The sequence below is a fragment of the Actinocrispum sp. NPDC049592 genome, assembly GCF_040675465.1.
GTDB lineage: Bacteria > Actinomycetota > Actinomycetes > Mycobacteriales > Pseudonocardiaceae > Kibdelosporangium.
In genome coordinates this window covers 416,596-437,379 of sequence record NZ_JBFAPA010000001.1, presented here as the reverse complement: position 1 = coordinate 437,379, position 20,784 = coordinate 416,596, and the positions used below count along the sequence as shown (strand labels likewise).

20 protein-coding genes and 2 riboswitches are annotated in these 20,784 nt (G+C 68.8%); of the genes, 8 read left to right on the top strand and 12 right to left on the bottom strand.

From position 1 onward, the window contains the following. Positions 1–870: 870 nt before the first annotated feature. A complete protein-coding gene (locus AB0J95_RS02050; protein ID WP_364751028.1) occupies positions 871–1,758 on the top strand; it encodes a S1 family peptidase in 888 nt (295 codons plus the stop codon). A 52-nt stretch (positions 1,759–1,810) separates the two neighbouring features. Here AB0J95_RS02050 and thiE read toward each other — a convergent pair whose 3' ends face one another. Then, the gene (thiE, locus tag AB0J95_RS02045; protein ID WP_364751025.1) at positions 1,811–2,455 is read right to left on the bottom strand and encodes a thiamine phosphate synthase; all 645 of its coding nucleotides are present in this window, start codon (positions 2,453–2,455) and stop codon (positions 1,811–1,813) included. Positions 2,456–2,481: 26 nt separating this feature from the next. Continuing rightward, positions 2,482–2,593, top strand: a riboswitch (TPP riboswitch). Between thiE and thiO the strand changes: the two genes are divergently transcribed. The 4 genes from thiO to AB0J95_RS02025 all read left to right on the top strand — a co-directional run bounded on the left by thiO (position 2,587) and on the right by AB0J95_RS02025 (position 5,059). After that, a complete protein-coding gene (gene thiO / locus AB0J95_RS02040; protein WP_364751023.1) occupies positions 2,587–3,648 on the top strand; it encodes a glycine oxidase ThiO in 1,062 nt (353 codons plus the stop codon). Its footprint overlaps the riboswitch before it by 7 nt. Further along, a complete protein-coding gene (thiS, locus tag AB0J95_RS02035) occupies positions 3,645–3,845 on the top strand; it encodes a sulfur carrier protein ThiS (RefSeq protein WP_364751020.1) in 201 nt (66 codons plus the stop codon). The genes thiO and thiS overlap by 4 nt, the downstream gene beginning before the upstream one ends. 1 nt (position 3,846) lies before the next feature. Next, on the top strand, positions 3,847–4,602 hold the full coding sequence (locus AB0J95_RS02030) for a thiazole synthase (protein WP_364751017.1): 756 nt from the start codon (positions 3,847–3,849) through the stop codon (positions 4,600–4,602). A gap of 28 nt (positions 4,603–4,630) precedes the next feature. Next, complete coding sequence (locus AB0J95_RS02025) at positions 4,631–5,059, top strand: MarR family transcriptional regulator (protein ID WP_364751014.1); 429 nt, start codon at positions 4,631–4,633, stop codon at positions 5,057–5,059. Between the two features lie 43 nt (positions 5,060–5,102). On the opposite strand, the gene AB0J95_RS02020 is transcribed toward AB0J95_RS02025, so the two are convergent. The 3 genes from AB0J95_RS02020 to thiC all read right to left on the bottom strand — a co-directional run bounded on the left by AB0J95_RS02020 (position 5,103) and on the right by thiC (position 8,437). Next, positions 5,103–5,912 (bottom strand): ion transporter, encoded by an 810-nt coding sequence (locus AB0J95_RS02020; RefSeq protein ID WP_364751011.1) that lies wholly within the window; start codon positions 5,910–5,912, stop codon positions 5,103–5,105. Between the two features lie 21 nt (positions 5,913–5,933). Next, complete coding sequence (gene thiD, locus AB0J95_RS02015) at positions 5,934–6,755, bottom strand: bifunctional hydroxymethylpyrimidine kinase/phosphomethylpyrimidine kinase (protein WP_364751008.1); 822 nt, start codon at positions 6,753–6,755, stop codon at positions 5,934–5,936. Beyond that, positions 6,752–8,437, bottom strand: a complete 1,686-nt coding sequence (gene thiC / locus AB0J95_RS02010) for a phosphomethylpyrimidine synthase ThiC (protein ID WP_364751005.1) — start codon at positions 8,435–8,437, stop codon at positions 6,752–6,754. Before thiC ends, thiD begins: the two co-directional genes overlap by 4 nt. Continuing rightward, positions 8,431–8,562, bottom strand: a riboswitch (TPP riboswitch). It overlaps the preceding gene by 7 nt. Positions 8,563–8,623: 61 nt before the next feature. Here thiC and AB0J95_RS02005 point away from each other — a divergent pair. Both AB0J95_RS02005 and AB0J95_RS02000 read left to right on the top strand, forming a co-directional pair. After that, the gene (locus AB0J95_RS02005; RefSeq protein WP_364751002.1) at positions 8,624–9,229 is read left to right on the top strand and encodes a hypothetical protein; all 606 of its coding nucleotides are present in this window, start codon (positions 8,624–8,626) and stop codon (positions 9,227–9,229) included. Positions 9,230–9,239: 10 nt separating this feature from the next. Further along, a complete protein-coding gene (locus tag AB0J95_RS02000; protein WP_364751001.1) occupies positions 9,240–10,127 on the top strand; it encodes a TIGR03619 family F420-dependent LLM class oxidoreductase in 888 nt (295 codons plus the stop codon). Between the two features lie 146 nt (positions 10,128–10,273). Here AB0J95_RS02000 and AB0J95_RS01995 read toward each other — a convergent pair whose 3' ends face one another. From AB0J95_RS01995 to AB0J95_RS01985, 3 genes are all read right to left on the bottom strand, one after another. After that, positions 10,274–11,173: a trypsin-like peptidase domain-containing protein gene (locus tag AB0J95_RS01995; protein WP_364750998.1), complete on the bottom strand. Its 900-nt coding sequence runs from the start codon at positions 11,171–11,173 to the stop codon at positions 10,274–10,276. Positions 11,174–11,266: 93 nt separating this feature from the next. Then, positions 11,267–11,884, bottom strand: a complete 618-nt coding sequence (locus tag AB0J95_RS01990; protein ID WP_364750996.1) for a LytR C-terminal domain-containing protein — start codon at positions 11,882–11,884, stop codon at positions 11,267–11,269. Then, positions 11,881–12,177, bottom strand: coding sequence for a DUF3263 domain-containing protein (locus AB0J95_RS01985; RefSeq protein ID WP_364750994.1), 297 nt, complete (start codon positions 12,175–12,177; stop codon positions 11,881–11,883). The genes AB0J95_RS01990 and AB0J95_RS01985 overlap by 4 nt, the downstream gene beginning before the upstream one ends. Before the next feature lie 143 nt (positions 12,178–12,320). On the opposite strand from AB0J95_RS01985, the gene AB0J95_RS01980 reads away from it, so the two are divergent. Continuing rightward, positions 12,321–12,890: a peptide deformylase gene (locus AB0J95_RS01980; protein ID WP_364750990.1), complete on the top strand. Its 570-nt coding sequence runs from the start codon at positions 12,321–12,323 to the stop codon at positions 12,888–12,890. A gap of 376 nt (positions 12,891–13,266) precedes the next feature. Here AB0J95_RS01980 and AB0J95_RS01975 read toward each other — a convergent pair whose 3' ends face one another. From AB0J95_RS01975 to AB0J95_RS01955, 5 genes are all read right to left on the bottom strand, one after another. Next, positions 13,267–15,501 (bottom strand): AAA family ATPase, encoded by a 2,235-nt coding sequence (locus AB0J95_RS01975; protein ID WP_364750987.1) that lies wholly within the window; start codon positions 15,499–15,501, stop codon positions 13,267–13,269. Next, positions 15,498–17,126 carry an MFS transporter gene (locus AB0J95_RS01970; protein WP_364750984.1) on the bottom strand — a complete coding sequence of 543 codons (1,629 nt, stop codon included), beginning with the start codon at positions 17,124–17,126 and terminating at the stop codon, positions 15,498–15,500. The genes AB0J95_RS01975 and AB0J95_RS01970 overlap by 4 nt, the downstream gene beginning before the upstream one ends. After that, positions 17,123–17,506 (bottom strand): MarR family transcriptional regulator, encoded by a 384-nt coding sequence (locus AB0J95_RS01965; RefSeq protein ID WP_364750983.1) that lies wholly within the window; start codon positions 17,504–17,506, stop codon positions 17,123–17,125. Before AB0J95_RS01965 ends, AB0J95_RS01970 begins: the two co-directional genes overlap by 4 nt. A 1,512-nt stretch (positions 17,507–19,018) precedes the next feature. Continuing rightward, positions 19,019–20,026 carry a CDP-diacylglycerol--serine O-phosphatidyltransferase gene (pssA, locus tag AB0J95_RS01960; RefSeq protein ID WP_364750980.1) on the bottom strand — a complete coding sequence of 336 codons (1,008 nt, stop codon included), beginning with the start codon at positions 20,024–20,026 and terminating at the stop codon, positions 19,019–19,021. A gap of 4 nt (positions 20,027–20,030) precedes the next feature. Continuing rightward, entirely contained in the window at positions 20,031–20,738 is a 708-nt protein-coding gene (locus AB0J95_RS01955; protein ID WP_364750978.1) for a phosphatidylserine decarboxylase, read from the bottom strand. Positions 20,739–20,784 lie beyond the last annotated feature (46 nt).

The window sequence follows — 20,784 nt, the reverse complement described above, 5'->3', positions numbered from 1 at the left end:
TCCAACGCGTACGGTCGCGGGTAACGAAGGATCAAGCCGACAAAGAATCCAAACCGTCACACCGCGTGCGGTGGCAATTACTTGCCGGTGTCAGCGTCGCCGCATTCGTTCTCGGGATGCTGCTCATCACGGGCGTGGAATGGGTGCGCGGATCCCCCCTTTCGGGTGACCAGAAGACCACAATCGGTGGTGTTCTCACCCCCTCTGATCCGATCCAGAAACGTCCCGTACCGAAGAGCTCACCGCCGAGCACCGTGACGGTCACCTCGACGCCCTCGGATCCACCGGCTACCACCACCGCACCGCCACCGGAGACGTCCGGAACGAGCCCCAGCACGACGACCCCGCCCTCGACCACGACTACTGACCCGGTTCAGTCGACTTCTGCTGTCGAACCCCCGCCGAGCAGCTAGAGCGCCTTGTACTGGGCCGATTACAGACGGTAGGAGGGCAGTGTGATTTGGAACACATTTTCGCCCTGAGCGGGGGATTGTGTAACGCACACGCGATTCATACGCTCATGCGCGGAGGGTGACCCAGAAGAGTGACGCTCGAACAGGTGACGGGGTGAGTCGACCACCCCGTCACCCATTCTCCTGAAAGCCCGAGAGTTGGCCCTGCATCCAACTCTCGGGTCCCTGCACCCAAGGAGACGACATGAACCCAAGGAAAACGGCGCGCTTAGGCGCTGCCGTCCTCATTGCCGCCGCCATGGCTGTGCCGTCGAGTCTACCCGCATTTGCCGCTTCTTCGGAGGGCAGTTCCGCAACAGCTTCGGCAATTGATGAGTTCGTTGCGGCCAATCCGGGACTGCTCGCGGCAATGCAACGTGATCTGGGGCTGTCGGCAGATGCCGCTCGAACGCTCGGCGTGAAGCAAGAAGCGGCGGCTACAACAGAAGAAGCCCTGCGTACGGCCCTTGGCGACACCTTTGGCGGCGCCTGGTTCGACATGTCCGCGGGCCGGCTCGTCGTCGGCGTGACGGATGTGAGCAAAATCGCTCAGGCGACGGCAGCCGGTGCATCCGCGCGAGTTGTCACCCGTTCGGCGGCCCAACTGGACTCTCAGGTCGCCGCGCTGAACGCCCGCGAGGCCTCGGCCCCGCGTTCGGTGACGGGGTGGTACGTCGACACGAAGGCCAACGAGGTCGTCGTGACCGCACTGCCGGGCGCGACCGCCGCGGCGAAGTCGTTCGCCGGCCGGGATGTCCGCGTTGTGGAAGCCGAGGCCCCGCAGCCGTTCCTGCGCGGTGGCGACGCCTACACGATCGGTAGTTCCCGCTGTTCCGTCGGTCTCACTGTCCAAGGTGGCTTCGTCACCGCCGGGCACTGTGACGCGCTGACCGGCAGCGCCCAGCCGAACGTCGGCACCTGGGGCGGTTCGTCCTTCCCGGGCAACGACTACGCGTGGGTCCGCACCCGGACCGGTATCGCGCTGTCGCCGCAGGTGGGTTCGGTGACCGTGAAGGGGTCGACCGCGGCCGCCACCGGTGCCGCTGTGTGCAAGGCGGGTTCCACGACCGGGTGGACTTGCGGCACGGTCGGTGCCAAGAACCAGACCGTCCGTTACCCGCAGGGCACCGTGTCCGGCCTGACCGCGACGAACGTGCTCTGCCAGCCGGGTGACTCGGGCGGCGGCTTCATCACCAACGCCGGCCAGGGTCAGGGTGTGGTGTCCGGTGGCAACACCGCCACCTGCTACTTCCAGCCGCTGGGCGAGATCCTGAGCGCTTTCGGATTGAGCCTGCTCCGGGGTTGACCACCCCGGTCCGGGATGGCGTCGCACCCCCTCCGGCGCCATCCCGGAATCCTCAGTTCAGGAGGCTCCTGAGCTGGCTGGCCGCGGCGCGAGGATCCTCCGACTCGGTGATCGCGCGCACGACCACCGCCCGGTTCGCGCCGGCGGCCAGCACCTCCGGCATCCGGCCGGCGTCGATACCGCCGATGGCGAACCAGGGCCTTCCCGGGTTGGCATCGGCGGTTTCGCGTACCAGCTCCAAACCGGGCGCCGGACGGCCTGGCTTGGTGGGGGTCGGCCAGCAGGGGCCGGTGCAGAAGTAGTCGACTCCCGGTTCCACGGCGGCCGCGCGAGCCTGGTCGATGTCGTGGGTGGACCGGCCGATGATCACCTCCTCGCCGACGATCCGGCGCGCGGCCGCGACCGGCAGGTCGTCCTGACCCAGGTGCAGCACATCCGCCCCGATCGTCGCGGCGATGTCCGCGCGGTCGTTCACCGAGAGCAGCGCGTCGTGTTTCGCGCACACCTCGGCCATCACCTCCAGCGCGGCCAGCTCCTGGCGCGCCTCCAGTGACTTCGCACGCAGCTGCACGATGTCCACGCCGCCGGCCAGCGCCTCGCCGACGAACTCGGCCAGGTCGTCGCGGATGTCCATGCACAGGTACAGCCGGGCGGCGGCGAGCTTCGCGCGCAGCTGTGAGCCATTGAGTCCGGGCATACCCTGATTTCTACGCTAGAGTGAGTCTCGGTCCGCACGGGAGCCTGGCGAAACCGGGCTGAGAGGGGACTTTCGAGAGTCCCGACCGTCGAACCTGATCCGGGTCATGCCGGCGCAGGGAGCGTGGTGTCATGGGAAAGCTGGCAGTCGTCGGGGCGGGCGTGATCGGCCTGTCCGTTGCTTGGCGTGCGCTGCAGCACGGCTGGCTGCCGGTGGTGATCGATCCTTCGCCCTGTTCGGGTGCGTCCTGGGTGGCCGGCGGGATGCTGGCGCCGGTGACCGAGGCCTGGCCTGGCGAGGAACCGCTGCTCGAGCTGGGTGAGGCATCCTTACGGGCGTGGCCCGAGTTCGCTGCTGAGCTGGGTGACGTCGGTCTGCGGACCGAGGGAACCGTGGTGGCCGCGTTCGACTCGGCGGACGCGCGGCAGCTGGACATCCTGGCCGAGCACCTCGCGTCGGTCGGCCGGGACGTGGACCGGCTGACCGGTCCCGAGCTGCGCCGGCTGGAACCGGTGATCGCCACTTCGGTCCGAAGTGGACTGTCGGTGCCCGGGGATCTGGCCGTGGACAACCGGAAACTGCTCACCGTGTTGCGCTCCAAGGCGACTTTCGTCCAGCAGTCCGCGCGTGCGGTGCGAACCGGTGAGGTCGAGCTGGCCGACGGGTCGACCGAACGCGCGGATGTCGTGGTGATCGCCGCGGGAGCGTGGAGCCGGGGGCTGCATCCGCGGCTGAACTCGTTGGTACGACCGGTAAAGGGTGAGATCCTGCGGCTGCGGTCGCGGCCGGGGTCGCTGCCGTTGGGCCGGACGGTCCGGGCACTGGTCGAGTCGCGGCCGGTGTACCTGGTTCCCCGGGAGGACGGGGAGGTGGTGCTCGGCGCGACCCAGTACGAGGCCGGGTACGACACCGACGTGATGGTCAGAGGGGTGCACGACCTGTTGCGGGACGCGCAAAGCGTGGTCCCGGGCCTGTCGGAGTACCGCTTGGTGGAAAGCGCGGCTGGGGTGCGGGCGTCCAGCCCGGACAACCTGCCGCTGATCGACTGGCTGGAGCCGGGCGTGCTCGCCGCGACCGGCCACCACCGCAATGGACTACTGCTGGCCCCGATCACCGCCGAGGCGGTCGTCGCGATGCTGAACGGCGAGCCGGTTCCGGAAGCAGCGAGCGCTGCCAGATTGGAAGCACGATGAGAGCACGCGTCAACGGTGTCGAGCACGAGCTGGCCGCCGGGGCCACCGTCCTGGATGTGTTGCGGCTGCTGGAGATCCCGTCGAACGGGGTGGCCGTGGCGGTCGACGGCGAGGTCGTGCCGCGCGCTGCGCACGCCGGCACGGTGCTGGCCGACGGCGCCGACATCGAGGTGCTCACGGCTGTGCAGGGAGGCTGACGTGGACGATCCGTTCGTCATCGGCGGCCGGGAGTACTCCTCCCGGCTGATCATGGGCACCGGCGGGGTGGCCAACCTCGCGATCATGGAACGCGCGCTGGTCGCGTCCGGCACCGAACTGACCACGGTCGCGATGCGCCGGGTCGACGCGGGCGGCGGAACGGGTGTGCTGGAGACGTTGCGGCGGCTGGGAATTGACCCGCTGCCCAACACCGCGGGCTGCCGGACCGCCGCGGAAGCCGTTCTCACCGCACGGATGGCGCGGGAGGCGTTGGACACGAACTGGATCAAGGTCGAGGTGGTCGCCGACGACCGGACCTTGTTGCCCGACCCCGTTGAGCTGCTGGACGCGGTGCGGCAACTGGTCGCGGACGGGTTCGTCGTGCTGGCCTACACGAACGACGATCCGGTGCTGGCGTTGCGGCTGGAGGAAACCGGGGCCGCCGCGGTGATGCCACTAGGTTCCCCAATTGGCACTGGGTTGGGAATTCGCAACCCGCACAACATCGAGTTGATTGTTGCCAGGGCTTCCGTGCCGGTGGTGCTGGACGCCGGTATTGGGACGGCATCCGATGCCGCTTTGGCGATGGAACTGGGCTGCGACGCCGTGATGCTGGCCACCGCGGTCACCCGCGCGAGCGACCCGGAGAAAATGGCGGCGGCCATGCGCAACGCCGTTACCGCAGGTAGATTGGCGCGCTCGGCGGGACGTATACCGCAACGGTTCTGGGCCCAGGCATCCAGCCCTCCTCGGTGACCCCGGAATAAGAAGCCATCATTGACAGATGGAGCCTTCGACAGCTGACGACGTGCCCGCGCGGCTTTATCTCGCGATCGGGCGTCTGTCTCGGTCGCTGCGCCGCAGCGGTTCCCCCGGACTGGGACATGGGTCGATATCGGCCCTGTCCACGCTGATCGGGTGCGGAGAGATGCGACTCGGTGACCTGGCGGCAAAGGAAGGCGTTGCGGCGCCGACCATGTCGCGCATCGTGGCGGCCCTGGTAGAGGCCAAGTACGTGCAGCGTGAACCGGATCCGGCCGACCGCCGGGCCTGGCTGGTGAAAGCCACACCAGAGGGTGAGCGGATGGTCCTAGGACTGCGGTCGACCCGCGTACAGGAACTGCGCCGCCGAATCGACCGGCTGGCCGACGACAAACAAGAGGAATTGATCAAAGCCCTCCCCATCCTCGAAGAACTCCTCTCCGAGGACTAATCCCCTCGTGAGGGTTTGTACTGGTTCCAACCAGTAGAACCACTCATGAGGGGTCGCGGGTCTGACGCAGTTCGGCGATCTCCTCGCGCAGTGCGCGGATCTCGCTCAGCAGCACCGCGTCCGAGGCTGCCTGCTCGGCGGCGTGTTTCTCCTCGGCTTCGGCCAGGTCCTCGGCGAGGCCGCGGTCCATGCCGTTGACCACGACGGCGATGAACATGTTCAGCACCGCGAAGCTGGACACGATGATGTAGGTGACGAAGAAGATCCACGCCAGCGGCGCCTTGGTCATCAGCTCGCGGGCGATGTCCGGCCAGCCCTCGCCGGTCATCACCTGGAACAGGGTGAACAGCGTGGTGCCAAGGTCGGAGAAGTGCTCCGGCTGCAGGTTCTGGAACAGTTTCGTGGCCATCACCCCGGCCACGTAGAGCACGAGCGCGAGCAGCGCCGCGATGGACGCCATGCCCGGCACCGCGGCCAGCAGCCCGCCGACCACCCGCCGCATCGACGGCACCACCGAGATCAGCCGCAGCACCCGCAGGATCCGCAACGCCCGCAGGACCGAGAACTCACCGGTCGCCGGGACCACCGCGATGGCGATGATGATCAGGTCGAAGATGTTCCAGGAGTCGGAGAAGAAACTCCAGCCGTGCGCGTAGATGCGCAGCAGCAACTCGACGACGAAGATCGCCAGCGCGGCCCGGTCGGCGACGTGCAGCACCCCGCCGAACTCGGCCACGATGCCCTGCGAGGTCTCCAGTCCCAGCGTGACCGCGTTGAACACGATCACGCCGATGATGAACCGCTGGAACCCCGTGCGCGCCACGAAGACGCGTACCCGCTCGCGTGAGATCACGCCGGAAATCGTAAAGGGCGATCAAACTTCGTCGGTGGACAACCGCCAGAAGGGTGACACCGGGCCGTGTCCTTTGCCCAGCGGGTACGAGTCGCGGACCGACCGGACGATGAACCGCTTGCCGAACGCGACCGCGTCCGGCACCGGCACGCCCTGCGCCAGCTGGGACGTGATCGCCGAGGCGAGCGTGTCGCCGCTGCCGTGCGTGTTGCCGGTGTCGAACCGCGGTCCGGGCAGCTCGTGGAACTCCGTGCCGTCGTAGAGCAAGTCCACGCAGTCCTCGACGTTGCGCATGTGGCCGCCCTTGACCAGTGCCCATTGCGGTCCGTAGGCCAGGAGGGCTTCGGCGGCCTGCTTCTGTTCGTCCAGGTTCGTCACGTCGATCCCGGTCAGCAGGCGGACTTCGTCCAGGTTCGGCGTGACAAGCGTTGCGCGGGCGAACAGTTCGGCGCGTAATGCGTCGAGTGCATCGTCGCGCAACAGTTGGTCGCCGCCCATCGACGCGCACACCGGGTCCACGACGAACGGGATCGCGCCCTCTTTGCCGATGCCCACGCGGTCGCACGCTCCGGCCACCGCGACGATGATGTCCGCGTTCGCGAGCATGCCGGTTTTCGCTGCCTGGACACCGATATCGACCGCGACCGCCTCGATCTGGGCGGCCACCACGTCCGGCGGGATCTCCACGATCCCGCTGACCCCAACGGAATTCTGCACGGTCACCGCGGTGACAGCTGTCATTCCGTGGACACCGCAGGCAAAGAACGTTCGTAGATCGGCCTGCAGGCCGGCACCACCGCCGGAATCGCTTCCGGCGATGGTGAGCACAGTGGGCGGAGTCATTCATCCACCGTGTTGATTCTCGACCCTGCAAGCAGGTCTTCGGTAGGCAGATAGACCTTGTTGCCATGGTCGTGGAATTCCTGTGACATCTCCTGCATCCCGGCCTCGATGGCATCCACAGTGGACAGGTTGTGTTCCTCGGCGTACTTGCGCACGTCCTGGGTGATCTTCATAGAACAGAACTTCGGCCCGCACATCGAGCAGAAGTGCGCGGTCTTGGCCGGTTCTGCGGGCAGCGTCTCGTCGTGGAACGAGCGGGCGGTGTCCGGGTCGAGCGACAGGTTGAACTGGTCCACCCAGCGGAACTCGAAGCGCGCCTTGGACAGCGCGTCGTCCCAGTCCTGCGCGCCCGGGTGGCCCTTGGCCAGGTCGGCGGAGTGCGCGGCGATCTTGTACGTGATCACACCGGTCTTCACGTCGTCCCGGTTGGGCAGGCCGAGGTGCTCCTTCGGCGTGACATAGCAGAGCATTGCCGTACCTGCCCAGCCGATCTGCGCGGCGCCGATGGCCGACGTGATGTGGTCGTACGCGGGCGCGATGTCGGTCGCGAGCGGGCCGAGGGTGTAGAACGGCGCCTCGCCGCACCATTCCTCTTCGAGCCTGACGTTCTCGATGATCTTGTGCATCGGCACGTGCCCGGGGCCCTCGATCATCACCTGGACGTCCTTGGCGCGGGCGATGTGCGTCAGCTCGCCGAGCGTGCGCAGCTCGGCGAACTGCGCCTCGTCATTGGCATCCGCGATCGAGCCGGGCCGCAAACCGTCGCCCAGTGAGAAAGTCACGTCATACGTGCGCAGAATGTCGCACAGTTCCTCGAAGTTCGTGTAGAGGAAGCTCTCCTTGTGGTGCGCCAGGCACCAGGCGGCCATGATCGACCCGCCGCGGGAGACGATCCCGGTGACCCGCTTGGCGGTCAGCGGCACGTACCGCAGCAGCACGCCGGCGTGCACGGTCATGTAGTCCACGCCCTGCTCGCACTGTTCGATCACGGTGTCACGGTAGATCTCCCAGGTCAGCGCGGCCGGATCGCCGTTGACCTTCTCCAGCGCCTGGTAGATCGGCACGGTGCCGACCGGGACGGGGGAGTTGCGCATGATCCACTCACGGGTCTCGTGGATCCGTTTGCCCGTCGAGAGATCCATGATGGTGTCCGCGCCCCACCGGGTGGCCCAGACCATCTTGTCCACCTCGTCCTCGATGGACGAGGACACCGCCGAGTTGCCGATGTTGGCGTTCACCTTGACCAGGAAGCGTTTGCCGATGATCGCGGGCTCGGACTCGGGGTGGCACCGGTTGACCGGGATGACCGCGCGGCCGATCGCCACCTCCTGGCGGACGAACTCCGGGTCCATGTTCTCCCGGGCGGCCACGAACCGCATCTCGTTGGTGATGATCCCAGCTTTCGCGTACGCCAACTGGGTGACAGCGCCGTTTACCGGTTTACGGTCGGCGATCCACTGTGCCCTGAGCTTCGATAGTCCACTGTGGACGTCGATGGTGGCGTGCAGGTCGGTGTACGGGCCGGATGTGTCATACAGGTCAACGTGTTCGCCGTTGGTCAGTTCCACCCTGCGGAACGGCACCTGGATGCCGTCGCCGATGTCGCGGTACTGCTTGTGCGAGCCGGAGATCGGCCCGGTGGTGATGGTCGGCTGGACAGTGCGGTCTTCGAGCGCCGTCATGAACGCCTTCCTTCCCTACGCCGGCATTACCCGGTCAGGTTCATGCGGTCGGCGGCACCGGGTCCTCAATGGACACCAAGCCGCCCTCTCAGCCCGCCATGGCGCGAGCTCCCGCGACGTAACAGTCTTGTCGACCATAACCAGCATGACCGCGCAATGCCAAGACGATCGGCGTACCGTTTCGCTGTGACCTCCGCACCGGGCTTGCGTCAGCTGGCCAGACCCGACGCGGTCGCGCCGTGCGCGGACTGCGGCGAACTGTCGGGCCGTGGTTACCCTGAGTGCTCCGCGTGCGAGGACGCGGTGGACCGGTTCTGGGCGGCCGACTGGCTCGCGGCCCTGGCCGGCACCCCGTCGGACCTGATCGCCGCGGTGCTGTCCGACGACGGCGGCACCTACCCGTGGACCTGCCTGGACTGGGCGTTGCGGCTGTCGAACTGCGCCGGCTGCGGGCGCGAGGCCACCACCGGCGAGATCGAGTGCGCCTACTGCGCCATCGCCGACGAGAAGCGCTGGATGGCGGGCGGCACGATGTCGCCGAACGAGCACTCGTTACGGCAGGCCCGCATTGTCCTGCGCGCACCCCACCGCCACCGCGCCTCCCAGGTCGCGTACTGGCGGCTCGTGCTGCCGTTTTTACTGGTCGGCGACGTGTTTTCGGCCAGGCAGGCGCAGCGGCTGCGGTCGTTCCTGATCGCGGGCCGCTACCAAGAGCTGAGTGCGTTCACCTCTTACGAGGAGATGGCGTCGCTGCCGGACCTGCCGTGGCGTGAGGTGTCGCTGTCCACCTAAGTTCGCAGGTATGCGTATTGGATTCGGTGCCCCCATCTCCGGCGCCTGGGCCACCCCGGACAACCTCAGCAGGTTCGCAGTCAAGGCCGAGGAGCTGGGCTACGAGTCCTTCTGGACCTTCCAGCGCCTGCTCACACCCACTGCCTACCCGCTCGACCCGGTCTACCAGAGCGTCCTCGACCCCATCACGGCGTTGTCGTATGCGGCGGCGCTCACCACCCGCATGCGTCTGGGCGTGGCGGTCATCAACTTCCCGTTCGTCTCCCCGGCCTACCTGGCCAAACAGGCCTCGACCCTCGCCCTGTTGTCGGGCGGGCGCTTCGACCTCGGCCTGGGCTCGGGATGGCAGCACGAGGAGTTCGTGGCCTCCGGCGCTTCCACCGAGCACCGTGGCGCACGGCTGGCGGAGTACGTGTCGGTGCTGCGCGACTTCTGGTCGTCGGACATCAGCACGTTCGAGGGCAAGCACTACACCGTCGTGCCGTCCCGGATGAACCCCAAACCCCCGGCTGCCCCGCCCATCCTGCTGGGCGGCATGGCCCCCGCTGCCCTCAAACGCGCCGGCCGCATCGCCGACGGCTGGCTCTCCCCCAGCGCCGCGGACCTCACCCACATCGCCGACACCATCGCGGTCATCCGATCGGGTGCAGAGGAAGCGGGCCGCGACCCGGCCACCCTCCGGATCATCCTGCGCGGCGTCGTCCGCCTCGGCGACCGCGGCCCCCGCCTGTCGGGTTCGATCGAACAGATCCGCGCGGACATCGAGTGGCTCGAAGCCCAGGGCGTGACCGAAGTCTTCTACGACCTCAACTGGGACAAACAAATCGGCAACCCCGACGTCACCGTCGAGTCAGCCACCGCCCGCGCCGAAGACCTGATGAACGCCCTCAAACCCTGATCCACCCACAGAGAGAGTGCCCGTAGGGCACGCACCATCGCCGCACCGCTGGGCCCGCATGCGGCGCCCAGTAGGCACGTTGCGGTTCGAACCGCCACAGCCACCAACTGGGCGCCACCCCAACCCCAAGGGAAGCGCCCGACGCCTCAGCGAACAGACAACTCCGTGGGCGTAGCGAAAACGTCAACCATCGCCCCACCCCGCAACACCGTCACAGGCAACTCAGTCCCAATCGCATCGGCGAACAGTTGCCGCTGAATGCCCTGAGCATCGTTGACCTCAGTCCGCCCGACAGTCAGCACCAAATCGCCCGCGTGCAGCCCCGCCCGCGCCGCGGGACTCCCAGGCACAACCTCAACCACCCGCAACCCAGCCTTCTGCCCAGTCCGCGCAGCAACATCATCAGGCAGCGGGGCCGGGGTACTCACCAACCCGAGGTAAGCCCGCCGCACCCGCCCATCCGCGATGAGGGTCTGCACGATCCGCATGGTGGTCACGTTGATGGGAACGGCGAGGCCGAGGCCGAAACCGGCCACGGCGGTGTTGATGCCGATGACCTTGCCGGAGGACTCGGCGAGCGCACCGCCGGAGTTGCCGGGGTTGAGGGCCGCGTCGGTCTGGATGACGTCCTCGATCATCCGGCCCGCCTTGCCCTGCCGCACCGGCAAGGACCGGCCGAGGGCGCTCACCACGCCAGCGGTCACGGAACCGTTGAGCCCCAACGGGTTCCCAACGGCCACCACCAACTGGCCGACGGCGAGGTCCTCCGCGTTGCCCAACGTGACGGGCGGCGGCGCGGATCCGTAGACGTTCAACACCGCGAGGTCGGACAGGGGATCGGAGCCGACCACCTCGAAGGTCGTCTCGCTGCCGTCGGCGAATGTCGCCTTGCCGCCTCGGGCGGTGCCGACGACGTGGGCGTTTGTCAGCATCCGGCCGTTCTCGAACACCACCGCGGAGCCGCTGCCCGCCTCCAGGCGCACGCTCGCGACGTGCGGGGTCACCGCGTTCGCGACGGCGATCACCGTCTTGGAGTAGTCGTCCACCCGACACCACCACCCGTGCCTGATTACACCGTTGCAGGTACTACAACGATATGTGGGCGTGCGTGTTCCAGGTGTCCGCCGAAAGCGGAATTGCTACTTGGAGCGGGGGGAGTAGTCCTTGGTGACGATCACGATGATGCCCGGGCTGGCGTCCTTGATGCCCTCGAACCGTGGCTCGACGCGCATGCCGAAGTCCTTGCCCAGCGCGCGGGCGTCGCCCTCCTCGTCGGTGCCCGGCCGGAAGTACACGGTCGGCACGGCGATCTTGCCGCCCGGGTAGTTGCCGACCTCGGTGACGTTGTACCCCGCGTTGCGGAAGTCGGCGGCCGCGCGGTCGGCGAGCTTCTCGATGAAGCTGTTGTTCAGCACCCGCACCGGCTGGGTGTGCGCGGGCTGCTGGGGTGGCTGCGGCGGCGGGGCCACGCTGGAGGTCGGCGCGGGCGGTTGGACCGAGCTGCTCGGCGGCGCGGGCGGCGGTGTCTCCGACGAGGACGAAGGCGAAGACGACGAACCCGGCGACGGCTGGGTCGACGCCGGCGGCGGTGTGTTCGAGCCGGACGAGGCGGGCGGCTGGCCCGCGTTGTTGTCCGGCGATCCACCCCCGATCCACGAGATCAGGCCGATCACCAGCGCGATTGCGGCGAGCGCAAGCAGTCCCAGTCCGGCCAGACGGGCTGGCCGACCGGGTCCTGCCTGGTCCGGGGTGCTCATTGCGGCTCGACACCCAGCTTCCGTGCCCCACGCAGCCTGGCCCGTCCGCTGCGCAACCGGCGGAGCCGCTTGACCAGCAACGGGTCGGCCATCAGGGCCTCGTTCTTCTCGATCAGGTCATTGACCAACTGGTAGTAGCGGGTCGGCGAGATCCCGAAGATCTCCTTGATCGCCTGGTCCTTGGCGCCGGCGTACTTCCACCACTGGCGCTCGAAGGCGAGGATCACCCGTTCCCGGTCGGTCAAGCCGTCGGCCGGCTCACCTTCCGGCACCAGTGCCTCTGCGGCGTCCATCCGGCTCCTCGCCTCTCTGGAAATCCGTGCCCACCAGGGAATCACACGAGTGTGATTTCCGCCCTGCCATTACATCACGCCCCCTCTCTGCCTCGTGCGCCATGTCACCCGGCGCGCCGAAGGTGCTGGCTAGAGTGGCCGCCATGGCCGTGCACCCCATCCGGATCGTCGGTGACCCTGTTCTACACAACCCCACCGACAAAGTTGCCACATTCGACGCCGAACTTCACCAACTCATCGAAGATATGTTCGACACGATGGCGGCGGCGAACGGTGTCGGCCTCGCAGCCAACCAGATCGGCGTCCCGCTTCGCCTGTTCGTGTACGACTGTCCGGACGACGACGGCGTTCAGCACAAAGGTCTCGTGGTGAACCCGGTCATCGAGACATCTGACCGGCCGGAGACCATGCCCGACCCGGACAACGACTACGAGGGCTGCCTGTCCGTGCCCGGCGAGTCGTACCCCACCGGCCGCGCCTCCTGGGCGCGGGTGACCGGTCAGGACAAGAACGGCGACCCGATCGAGGTCGAGGGCACCGGGTTCTTCGCGCGCTGCCTGCAGCACGAGACGGACCATTTGGACGGCCTGCTCTACCTCAACCGCCTCGTCGGCCGGTACGCCAAACAGGCCAAGCGGATGGTCAAGGGCAATGGCTGGGGCGTGCCCGGCCTCGAGTGGGACCCGGCGGTCGAGCCCGACCCGTTCAAGTAAGCGTTGGGGGCAGCCCGAACCACGGCAGCACGCTGCTCTCGAACCGGGTCATCGCGCTGATCCGGTCGCCCGAGGCGGCGAGGACGAACAGGCCTGCGGCCTCCCCCTATACGTACGCGCCTCATTTGAGCGCTCGATCTGTTCGTACCCGGGTTCCGGGCGTCGAGCAGGGTGGCCGGGAACGGTTCGAGCCAGACGACTTCACCCCATCGTGTGGGTTCGGGCGGCTCCACGCCCGGGACGTTCCACCCGATCGCGGGACGGCGGCTCGGCTCGCGGACCGGCCTGCCGTTGGCGGGCGGTTACGGTCCGGCGATGGCCGCCAAGGAGGCGGCACGACCGTCAACCTGACCATGGGCGGCCTGGACGGCTGACCTCAGCGGCGGGACTGGGCGTAGGCCTCCAGCGTCGCGAGCTGGACGGGGTCCAGCGAGGGGCGGACGGCCTCGCGTGCCTTGGCCAGGTGCGCGGCGGTGACCTGGCGGGCTTCGAGGGACTCGCGCATGGCGGTCAGCGCGGCCTCGCGGATCAGGGCCGCGCAGTCCGCCGCCGAGTACCCGTCGAGGCTCTGGGCCAGTTCGTCGATGCTGACGTCGTCGGCCAGGGGAGTGTTGCGCGAGGAGGCTTTCAGGATCGCCGCGCGGGCCTCGCCGTCGGGCGGCGGCACGTAGATGACGCGTTCCAGCCGGCCTGGGCGCAGCAACGCGGGGTCGATGAGTTCCGGCCGGTTGGTGGCGCCGACGACGATGACGTCCCGGAGTGGCTCCACGCCGTCGAGTTCGGTGAGCAGGGCGGCGACCACGCGGTCGGCCACGCCGGAGTCGGAGGACTGCCCGCGGCGCGGGGCCAGGGCGTCGACCTCGTCGAGGAAGATCATGGCGGGGGCGGCCTCCGCTGCGCGGCGGAACAGTTCCCGCACCGCCCGCTCGGACTCGCCGACCCACTTGTCCAGCAGCTCCGCGCCCTTGATGGCCAGCACGTTGAGCCGCCCGGTACCGGCCAGCGCACGGATCAGGAACGTCTTGCCGCACCCGGGCGGCCCGTACAGCAGGACCCCGCGCGGCGGCTGAACCCCAAGGCGCGCAAAGGAGTCCGGGTACTGCAACGGCCACAGCACGGCCTCGGTGAGCGACTGCTTCACCTCGGTCATGTCGCCGACGTCCTCCAACGTCAGCCCGCCGGTCTGCAGGTTGTCCGAAGTGGACATCGAGGTCGGCCGGACCGTCTCCAGGGCGCCGAAAAGGTCGTCCGAGGAGATCCGCGGCTCGTTGGAGTCCTTCTGGCGCAAGGCAGCGCGGACGGACGCCTCGCGGCGCAGGGCGACCAGGTCCGCGACGACGAAAGCCGGTGTGCGGGCGGCGATCGCGCCGAAGTCCACATCGGACTCCGTTGGCACGTCGCGCATCAGCACGCGCAGCAGCTCGGTTCGGGTCTGCTCGTTGGGCTGGCCCAACGCCAGTTCGCGGTCCAGGAGCTCGACCGAGCGCAGCCGTGGGTCGAGGGCCTCGGGGTGCGCGGTGGTCGCGACGATCGCCAGGCGGGGCGTGTTCACCGCGGCACGCAACGAATCCAGCACAACGGTGGCGATCGGGGGCGGAGTGGTGCCGGGCAGGAGAGCGTCCACATCGGTCACCAGGAGCACGCTCGGTGTCTCGCGGGTCGCCTCGGAGACGACCGCGCGGAACTGGGCCGCGGCCGCGTTCGCTTCCAGAGCGGCGATCGTGGGCGCCGCGACCTCGACGATCCGGGCGTTCACGGCCTTGGCGACCGACCGGACCAGCGTGGCCTTGCCGACGCCTTCGGGCCCGCTGACCAGGGCGCCCAGCCGGGGTGCGGCGCCGAGTTTCTCCAGCAGCTCGGGGCGCTGGAAGGCGAGTTCCAGCCATTCCGTCAGCTTGCGGGCCGAGTCGAGGGCACCCACCAGGTCGGTGACCGGGATCGGTGCCTCGACCGGCGCGGTGTCGATCTCCATCGTGACCGGGGCCGCCTGTGCTTGTACCGCAACGGTTCCGCCGCCGGCCGGGACCTGCTCGGGCTGGGCGGCGCTGGTCGCGCCCTCGCGCCAGTTGACCACTGTGGACGGTGCGATCGCCACCGTCCCGCCCGGGTCGGCCCCGGTGATGGTGATCAGCTCGTTCGTCCAGGTCATGCCGATCGCGGTGGACAGCCGCTGGCGGGCGGCGATCACGTCCGCGCCGGGCGGCGGAGCCAGGTCCTGGGGCAGCAGCGAGACCGCGTCACCGACGGTGAACACCTTGCCCATCAAGGCCAGCCGCAGCGTCTGCGGGGTGAGCGACGTCGACGCCAGCCGCGACCCGGCGACCGTGATCGACCGCGCCGCGGCCACGTCCACCGGCGTGATCACCACCTCGGAGCCCTCGACGATGCCGATGTTGGTCAGCGTGATGTCGTCCATCAGCACCACACCCGGCAGGTTGTCGCTCTCGGCGGCCAGCGCGGCGCTGATCCGCGCGCCGGTCAGCCGGACGGCGTCCCATTGCCGCAGGCCCAGGGCGTCGAGCACCTCAGGGTGCAGCCGGACGACTCCCCGTCGGGTGTCCAGGGCGGACGGTGACAACCGGGCGGTCAACGTGATCTGTGGCGACGTCACGCATGCGAGCCTACGGGTTGCGGCTCGGCCGTGTGGCAGGCTGGGTTGACGATCATGATGTGCGCCTTGGCATGCCGCCAGAGCTCCTGGCTGGCGCTCGCGTCCATCAGGGCGGGCAGTCCGCCGTGGCTGGGCGCGCCGATCACGATCACGCGGGCGCCGCGTTCGTTGGCGTACTCGGCGAGCAACAGGCCGACATCACCGTGCGCGGTGGTGCCGGTGAGGACCTTGCCGACGGCGTTCTTGAGGGCGGCCACCTGGGCTTGGACCAGGGCTTCGGCCTGCTGTGGGTCCTCGCCGATCTCGGCCGTGTCCTCGCGGACGTGCACGACGTGGACGATCCGGTTGTTGCGGGCGGCCAGGCGCGCGGCCATGTCGACCACGGCCTCGGCGTGCGGGGAGTTGTCGATCGCGGCCACGACCACGTTGCCGTAGTCGTCCTTGGGCTCTTCGCTGTGCGACTCGGCCTGTACCTTCTCGGCTGCGGCGAGTTCCTTGCGCGCCAACGAGAGGATCCCGATGCCGACCAGCAGGGCGGCGGCGCCGATGAAGAACGGGACGTGGATGTTCGTGGCCTCGACCAGCTTGCCCGCCGCGAACGGGGCCAGACCGCCGCCGATGAACCGGACGAACCCGTACGCCGCCGAGGCGATCGGTCGCTCGACCGGCGACACGCTCATCACGGCCTGGGTGGTGACGGTGTTGTTGATGCCGATGAAGATGCCGGCCACGATCACCGACACGATCAGCACCGGCGGGTCGTTCGTCCAGATCGCGATGGCCAGCACGACCACGGCGAACAGCGCGAGGTTGAGGTAGAGCGTGCGGGCGATGCCGAGGCGGCGCTGCAGCCACGGCGCGCCGAACACGGAGAAGATCGCCACCAGCACACCCCAGCCGAAGAACACCAGGCCGAGCTGGATCGCGCCGAGCTTCATCGGGAACGGCGCGTACCCCAGAACCGTGAAGAACGCCCAGTTGTAGCACAGCGCGGTCAGCGACATGATCAGCAAACCCCTGTGCTTCAACGCTTTCAGCGGGTCGGCGATCGAGGTCTTGTGCGCTGGCTTGGGCATCGGCTCGACCAGCACGATGGTCGCGAGCAGCGCGATGGCCATCAGCACGGCGACACCGAAGAACGGGCCGCGCCAGCTGATGTTCCCGAGCAGGCCGCCGAGCAGCGGCCCGACCGCGATGCCCAGGCCGAGCGCCGACTCGTACAGGATGATCGCGCCGACGAACCCGCCGGTCGCCGAGGCCACGATCACCGCGAGCGAGGTCGCGATGAACAGGGCGTTCCCGACACCCCACCCGGCCCGGAACCCCACGATCCCGCCGATGCTGTCGGACATCCCAGCGAGCGCGCTGAAGATGACGATGAGAACCAGCCCCGCGATGAGCGTGCGCTTGGCGCCGATCCGGCTGGACACCCACCCGGTGATGAGCATGGCGACGGCCGTGATCACCAGGTAGCTGGTGAACAGCAGCGTCACCTGGCTCGGCGTGGCGTTCAGGTCGTGCGAGATGGCCGGCAGGATCGGGTCGACCAGACCGATGCCCATGAAGGACACGACACAGGCGAAGGCCACCGCGAAGACGGCCTTCGGCTGGCGCAACGGGTTCATGACGTCACCCCCGCGAGTTCGGTGAGCGCGGTGATCGCCGGGATCGCGGCGGCCAGCGCGGCGTGGTGTTCCGGGCTGATGTCGGTGAGCAGCCCCTCGAGTCGTTCGGCGCGGACACCCCGGCGATACGCCAGTTCGTCCCGGCCCTTCCGCGTGATGTGAACGGTGACAACACGGCGGTCCACGGCATCGGGCTTGCGCTCGACAAGCCCGGACTCCTGCAACCGGGAGATGAGCTGCGTCATCGCTGGCTGAGTCACCCCCTCAGCCGCGGCCAACTCGGTCAACCGCCGCGGCCCACCCCGCTCCAACGCCGCCAACACCCCCGCCGCCGTCAACGACAGCCCCGTCGGCGGACTGAGCTTCCGCACCAGCCGCATCACACTCTCCAACGCCCCCACAAGCTCCCCCACCGAAACCACATTCACATCCACCCTCATAGTTGTATCACACACTTATGTATTCCTTAGGGTGTCATTTGCCACTCGTCAAGGGTGTCCGTGGGCTTCCTGTGGATAAGTCCCGCCTGTGGATGGACGGGCGGTTTGGCGTGGTCGCGGGCAGGGGCTGTCGGTGCTCGTCCGTAGGCTGGTAACCGGGGGCCGGAGGCCGCCGGGCTGCTGACCGGTGGGGTGGATCCCTTGTCCCGGCGGCGTTTCCGGCGGCCGGGTGGGAGCTGAGTGGGCGCTCCACGGGGAGTGGGGGGAGCCGCGGGCCGAATCCGCGCGGGGGGTGGAGCAGTGCTGCGGGCCGGATCAGCGAGGGGACTGGAGTGCGCTGCGGGCCGGAGCAGCGAGAGGGCAGGGGCGGTGGTGCTTGGTGGATCAGCGCGGGGCTGGAGTGGTGTCGCGGGGCCGGATTGGCCGAGGGGACGGGAGTGGTGCCGCTGCGCGGATCAGCGTGGAGGCAGGAGCAGTGCTGCCGGCCGCATCCGCGCGGGGACAAGAGCAGGGAGTGACGGGCGGATTGGGGAGGGGACAGGGGCGGTGTCGCTGGGCCGGATCAGCGAGAGGGCGGGAGTGGTGGTGCTGGGCGGATTGGCGAGAGGGCAGGGTGGCGCCGCGGGGCTGGATCAGCGAGGGGCTGGAGCGTTGTTGCGGGGTCGGATCGGCGAGAGGGCAGGGTGGCGCAGCGGGGCTGGATCAGCGAGGGGCAGGAGCAGTGCTGCGGGGCGGATCAGCGAGAGGGCAGGGGCGGTGGTGCTTGGTGGATCAGCGCGGGGCTGGAGTGGTGTGACGGGGCCGGATCGGCGAGGGGACAACAGCAGTAGTGCTGGGCGGATCGGCGAGGGCAGGGGCGGTGTCGCGGGGTTGGATCGGTGAGGGGACCGGAGTGGTGCTGCGGGCCGAATCAGCCAGCTGGCTGGAGTGGTGTGACGGGGCCGGATCGGCCAGGGGACTGGGGGTGTCGCGGGGCTGGTTCAGCGAGGGGCAGGAGCAGTGCTGTGGGGCGGATTGGTGAGAGGGCTGGAGTGGTGGTGCTAGGCGTATCAGCGCGGGGCAGGGGCCGTGCCGCGGAAAAGGGTTGGAGCGTTGTTGCGGGCCGGATTGGTGAAGGGCGGGGCAGAAATGGAGTCGCCGGGGGCGGATTGGCGAGGGGGTGGCGCGGTGGTGCTGGGCGGGATCGGTGAGGGGTGAGAGTGGTGGTGTCGGGCGGATCGGCGAGAGGGCAGGAGTAGTGCTGCGGGCGGGAACGAGCCGTCGAGAGCCGCAAGGCGACCCGTGGCCGGTCTCCACACCGCACGCCAGGCCTCCGGGAACCGACCCCACTCCCGGCGGATTCGCGGGGTTGGGCGACCTGCAAGAGGCGAATGCGGCGGCAGGGGTGCGTGAGCAGCGAGTCCTGGGCGCCTAACAAAAAGCACCTCGACGGGATCCGTCGAGGTGCGATGACTACCTGTCGCGAGGGGGCCGGGGTTGGCGGCGCAGGCCGATTCGGCGCCAGCTCCGCCGCTTGGGCAGCGGGCCGATGACCCGCGGCGGCTGCTCCGGCGGCAGGTACGACTGCCACGGAACATGCGCGTCGGAGGTCGGCCGCCGCTGGAGGCGGACTCGGCGCGCGACACCGGCCACGCGTCGGCTCAGTTGCGGGGACCGGAGGCCGAAGCGGCGTGCTTGGCTGCGGATCGCCCGGCGCTCGCGCGGTGGCACGTCCCAGGCTTCGGGATGGTTGGCGAGCCAGTGTTTGCGGCGCACGGCATACGGCACGTGTCCCAAGTAGAGCACAAGGGCGATGCCAAGGGCCGCAACGGGATACGTCACCACGACGGCGGCCAGCAGCGTCGTTCCCACCAAGAGCGGCACGATCATCCGTTGCGACACCCGGACGTTCTTCACCGACAGCGTCGGGATCCGGCTGATCAGCAGCGCCGCCACCAGGACCGTCCACACCATCACGACCGCTTGGCTGTTCCACCAGCCGTCCCCCGCGAACTCCAGGGAGGCGATCAGCGGCAGCAACGCCAGCAACCCGCCCGCCGGGGCCGGCACGCCGACGAAGAACTCCTTGGCGTACGGCGGCTGGTCGGTGTCCTCCAGAAGGGTGTTGAACCGGGCCAGGCGGAGGATCATGCACACCGCGAACACCAGCGCGAACAGCCAGCCGAGGCGGTTGCCGTCCTCGCCGAGCTTCCAGTGGTACAGCACGAGCGCGGGGGCCACGCCGAACGCGATCGCGTCGGACAGCGAGTCCAGCTCCGCGCCCATCTTGCTGGTGGCGTCCAGCAACCGCGCGATCCGGCCGTCAAGACTGTCCAAAATGGCCGCTGCCACCAGGGACGCGAGCACGGCCGGGTAGTTGTCGTTCAACGCGAACTGCACGGCCGACAGGCCCGCGCACATCGCGAGAACGGTGATGGCGTTGGGCAGCAGCCGGACGCCAGGCGCGGTGCGCGCCGCCATCGCCTCAGCCCTCCGTGCCCGGCAGCTCGGCGAGGACGGTCTCGCCGCCGATGGTCTTCTGCCCGGCCTCGACCAGGATCCGGCTGCCGCGCGGCACGTACAGGTCCACCCGCGAGCCGAACCTGATCAGCCCGTAGGTCGCTCCCGCGGTGACCTTCTCGCCCTCGTCCACGTGGCACACGATCCGCCGCGCGACCAGCCCGGCGATCTGCACGACCACCAGCTGGTGCCCGTCGACCGTGCGCAGCAGCAGGGTGTTGCGCTCGTTGTCCTCGCTGGCCTTGTCCAGGTCGGCGGACAGGAACTTGCCCGGCCGGTACACCTTGCGGAGGATCTCGCCGGTGGCCGGAACCCGCTGGACGTGCACGTCGAAGATGGACAGGAACACGCTGACCCTGGTCATCGGCTCGTCGCCCAGCTCGAGCTCGGCGGGGGGCACGGCCTGCGCGACGTGCGAGACCGTCCCGTCGGCGGGCGCGACCGCGATGCCGGCGCGCGACGGCGTGACCCGCTTGGGCTCGCGGAAGAACCACGCGGTCCAGCCGGTCAGCACGGCCCCTGCCACGCCCAGCGGCCGGGCGATCCGGCGCAGCAGCAGCGTGAGGACCGCGGCGGCGAGCACGAACGGCCGGCCGGCCGGGTTCATCGGCGGCACGATGCCGCGGGCCAACTCGACGAGGTGAGCGCCTTGGCGCTCAGGGGATGAAGTCACTGCAGCCTTTTCTTGGATCCACGACGGGTGGTGCGCATCAAGTCTG

What these genes read in the sequence shown, in the direction of transcription:
- AB0J95_RS01980 (WP_364750990.1), top strand. Translation starts at nt 12,321, where the DNA reads ATGGCCGTGCACCCCATCCGGATCGTCGGTGACCCTGTTCTACACAAC.
- thiO (WP_364751023.1), top strand. Translation starts at nt 2,587, where the DNA reads ATGGGAAAGCTGGCAGTCGTCGGGGCGGGCGTGATCGGCCTGTCCGTT.
- AB0J95_RS01990 (WP_364750996.1), bottom strand. Translation starts at nt 11,884, where the DNA reads ATGAGCACCCCGGACCAGGCAGGACCCGGTCGGCCAGCCCGTCTGGCC.
- AB0J95_RS01985 (WP_364750994.1), bottom strand. Translation starts at nt 12,177, where the DNA reads ATGGACGCCGCAGAGGCACTGGTGCCGGAAGGTGAGCCGGCCGACGGC.
- thiS (WP_364751020.1), top strand. Translation starts at nt 3,645, where the DNA reads ATGAGAGCACGCGTCAACGGTGTCGAGCACGAGCTGGCCGCCGGGGCC.
- AB0J95_RS02000 (WP_364751001.1), top strand. Translation starts at nt 9,240, where the DNA reads ATGCGTATTGGATTCGGTGCCCCCATCTCCGGCGCCTGGGCCACCCCG.
- thiD (WP_364751008.1), bottom strand. Translation starts at nt 6,755, where the DNA reads ATGACTCCGCCCACTGTGCTCACCATCGCCGGAAGCGATTCCGGCGGT.
- AB0J95_RS01965 (WP_364750983.1), bottom strand. Translation starts at nt 17,506, where the DNA reads ATGCGGCTGGTGCGGAAGCTCAGTCCGCCGACGGGGCTGTCGTTGACG.
- AB0J95_RS01970 (WP_364750984.1), bottom strand. Translation starts at nt 17,126, where the DNA reads ATGAACCCGTTGCGCCAGCCGAAGGCCGTCTTCGCGGTGGCCTTCGCC.
- thiC (WP_364751005.1), bottom strand. Translation starts at nt 8,437, where the DNA reads ATGACGGCGCTCGAAGACCGCACTGTCCAGCCGACCATCACCACCGGG.
- AB0J95_RS02025 (WP_364751014.1), top strand. Translation starts at nt 4,631, where the DNA reads ATGGAGCCTTCGACAGCTGACGACGTGCCCGCGCGGCTTTATCTCGCG.
- pssA (WP_364750980.1), bottom strand. Translation starts at nt 20,026, where the DNA reads ATGGCGGCGCGCACCGCGCCTGGCGTCCGGCTGCTGCCCAACGCCATC.
- thiE (WP_364751025.1), bottom strand. Translation starts at nt 2,455, where the DNA reads ATGCCCGGACTCAATGGCTCACAGCTGCGCGCGAAGCTCGCCGCCGCC.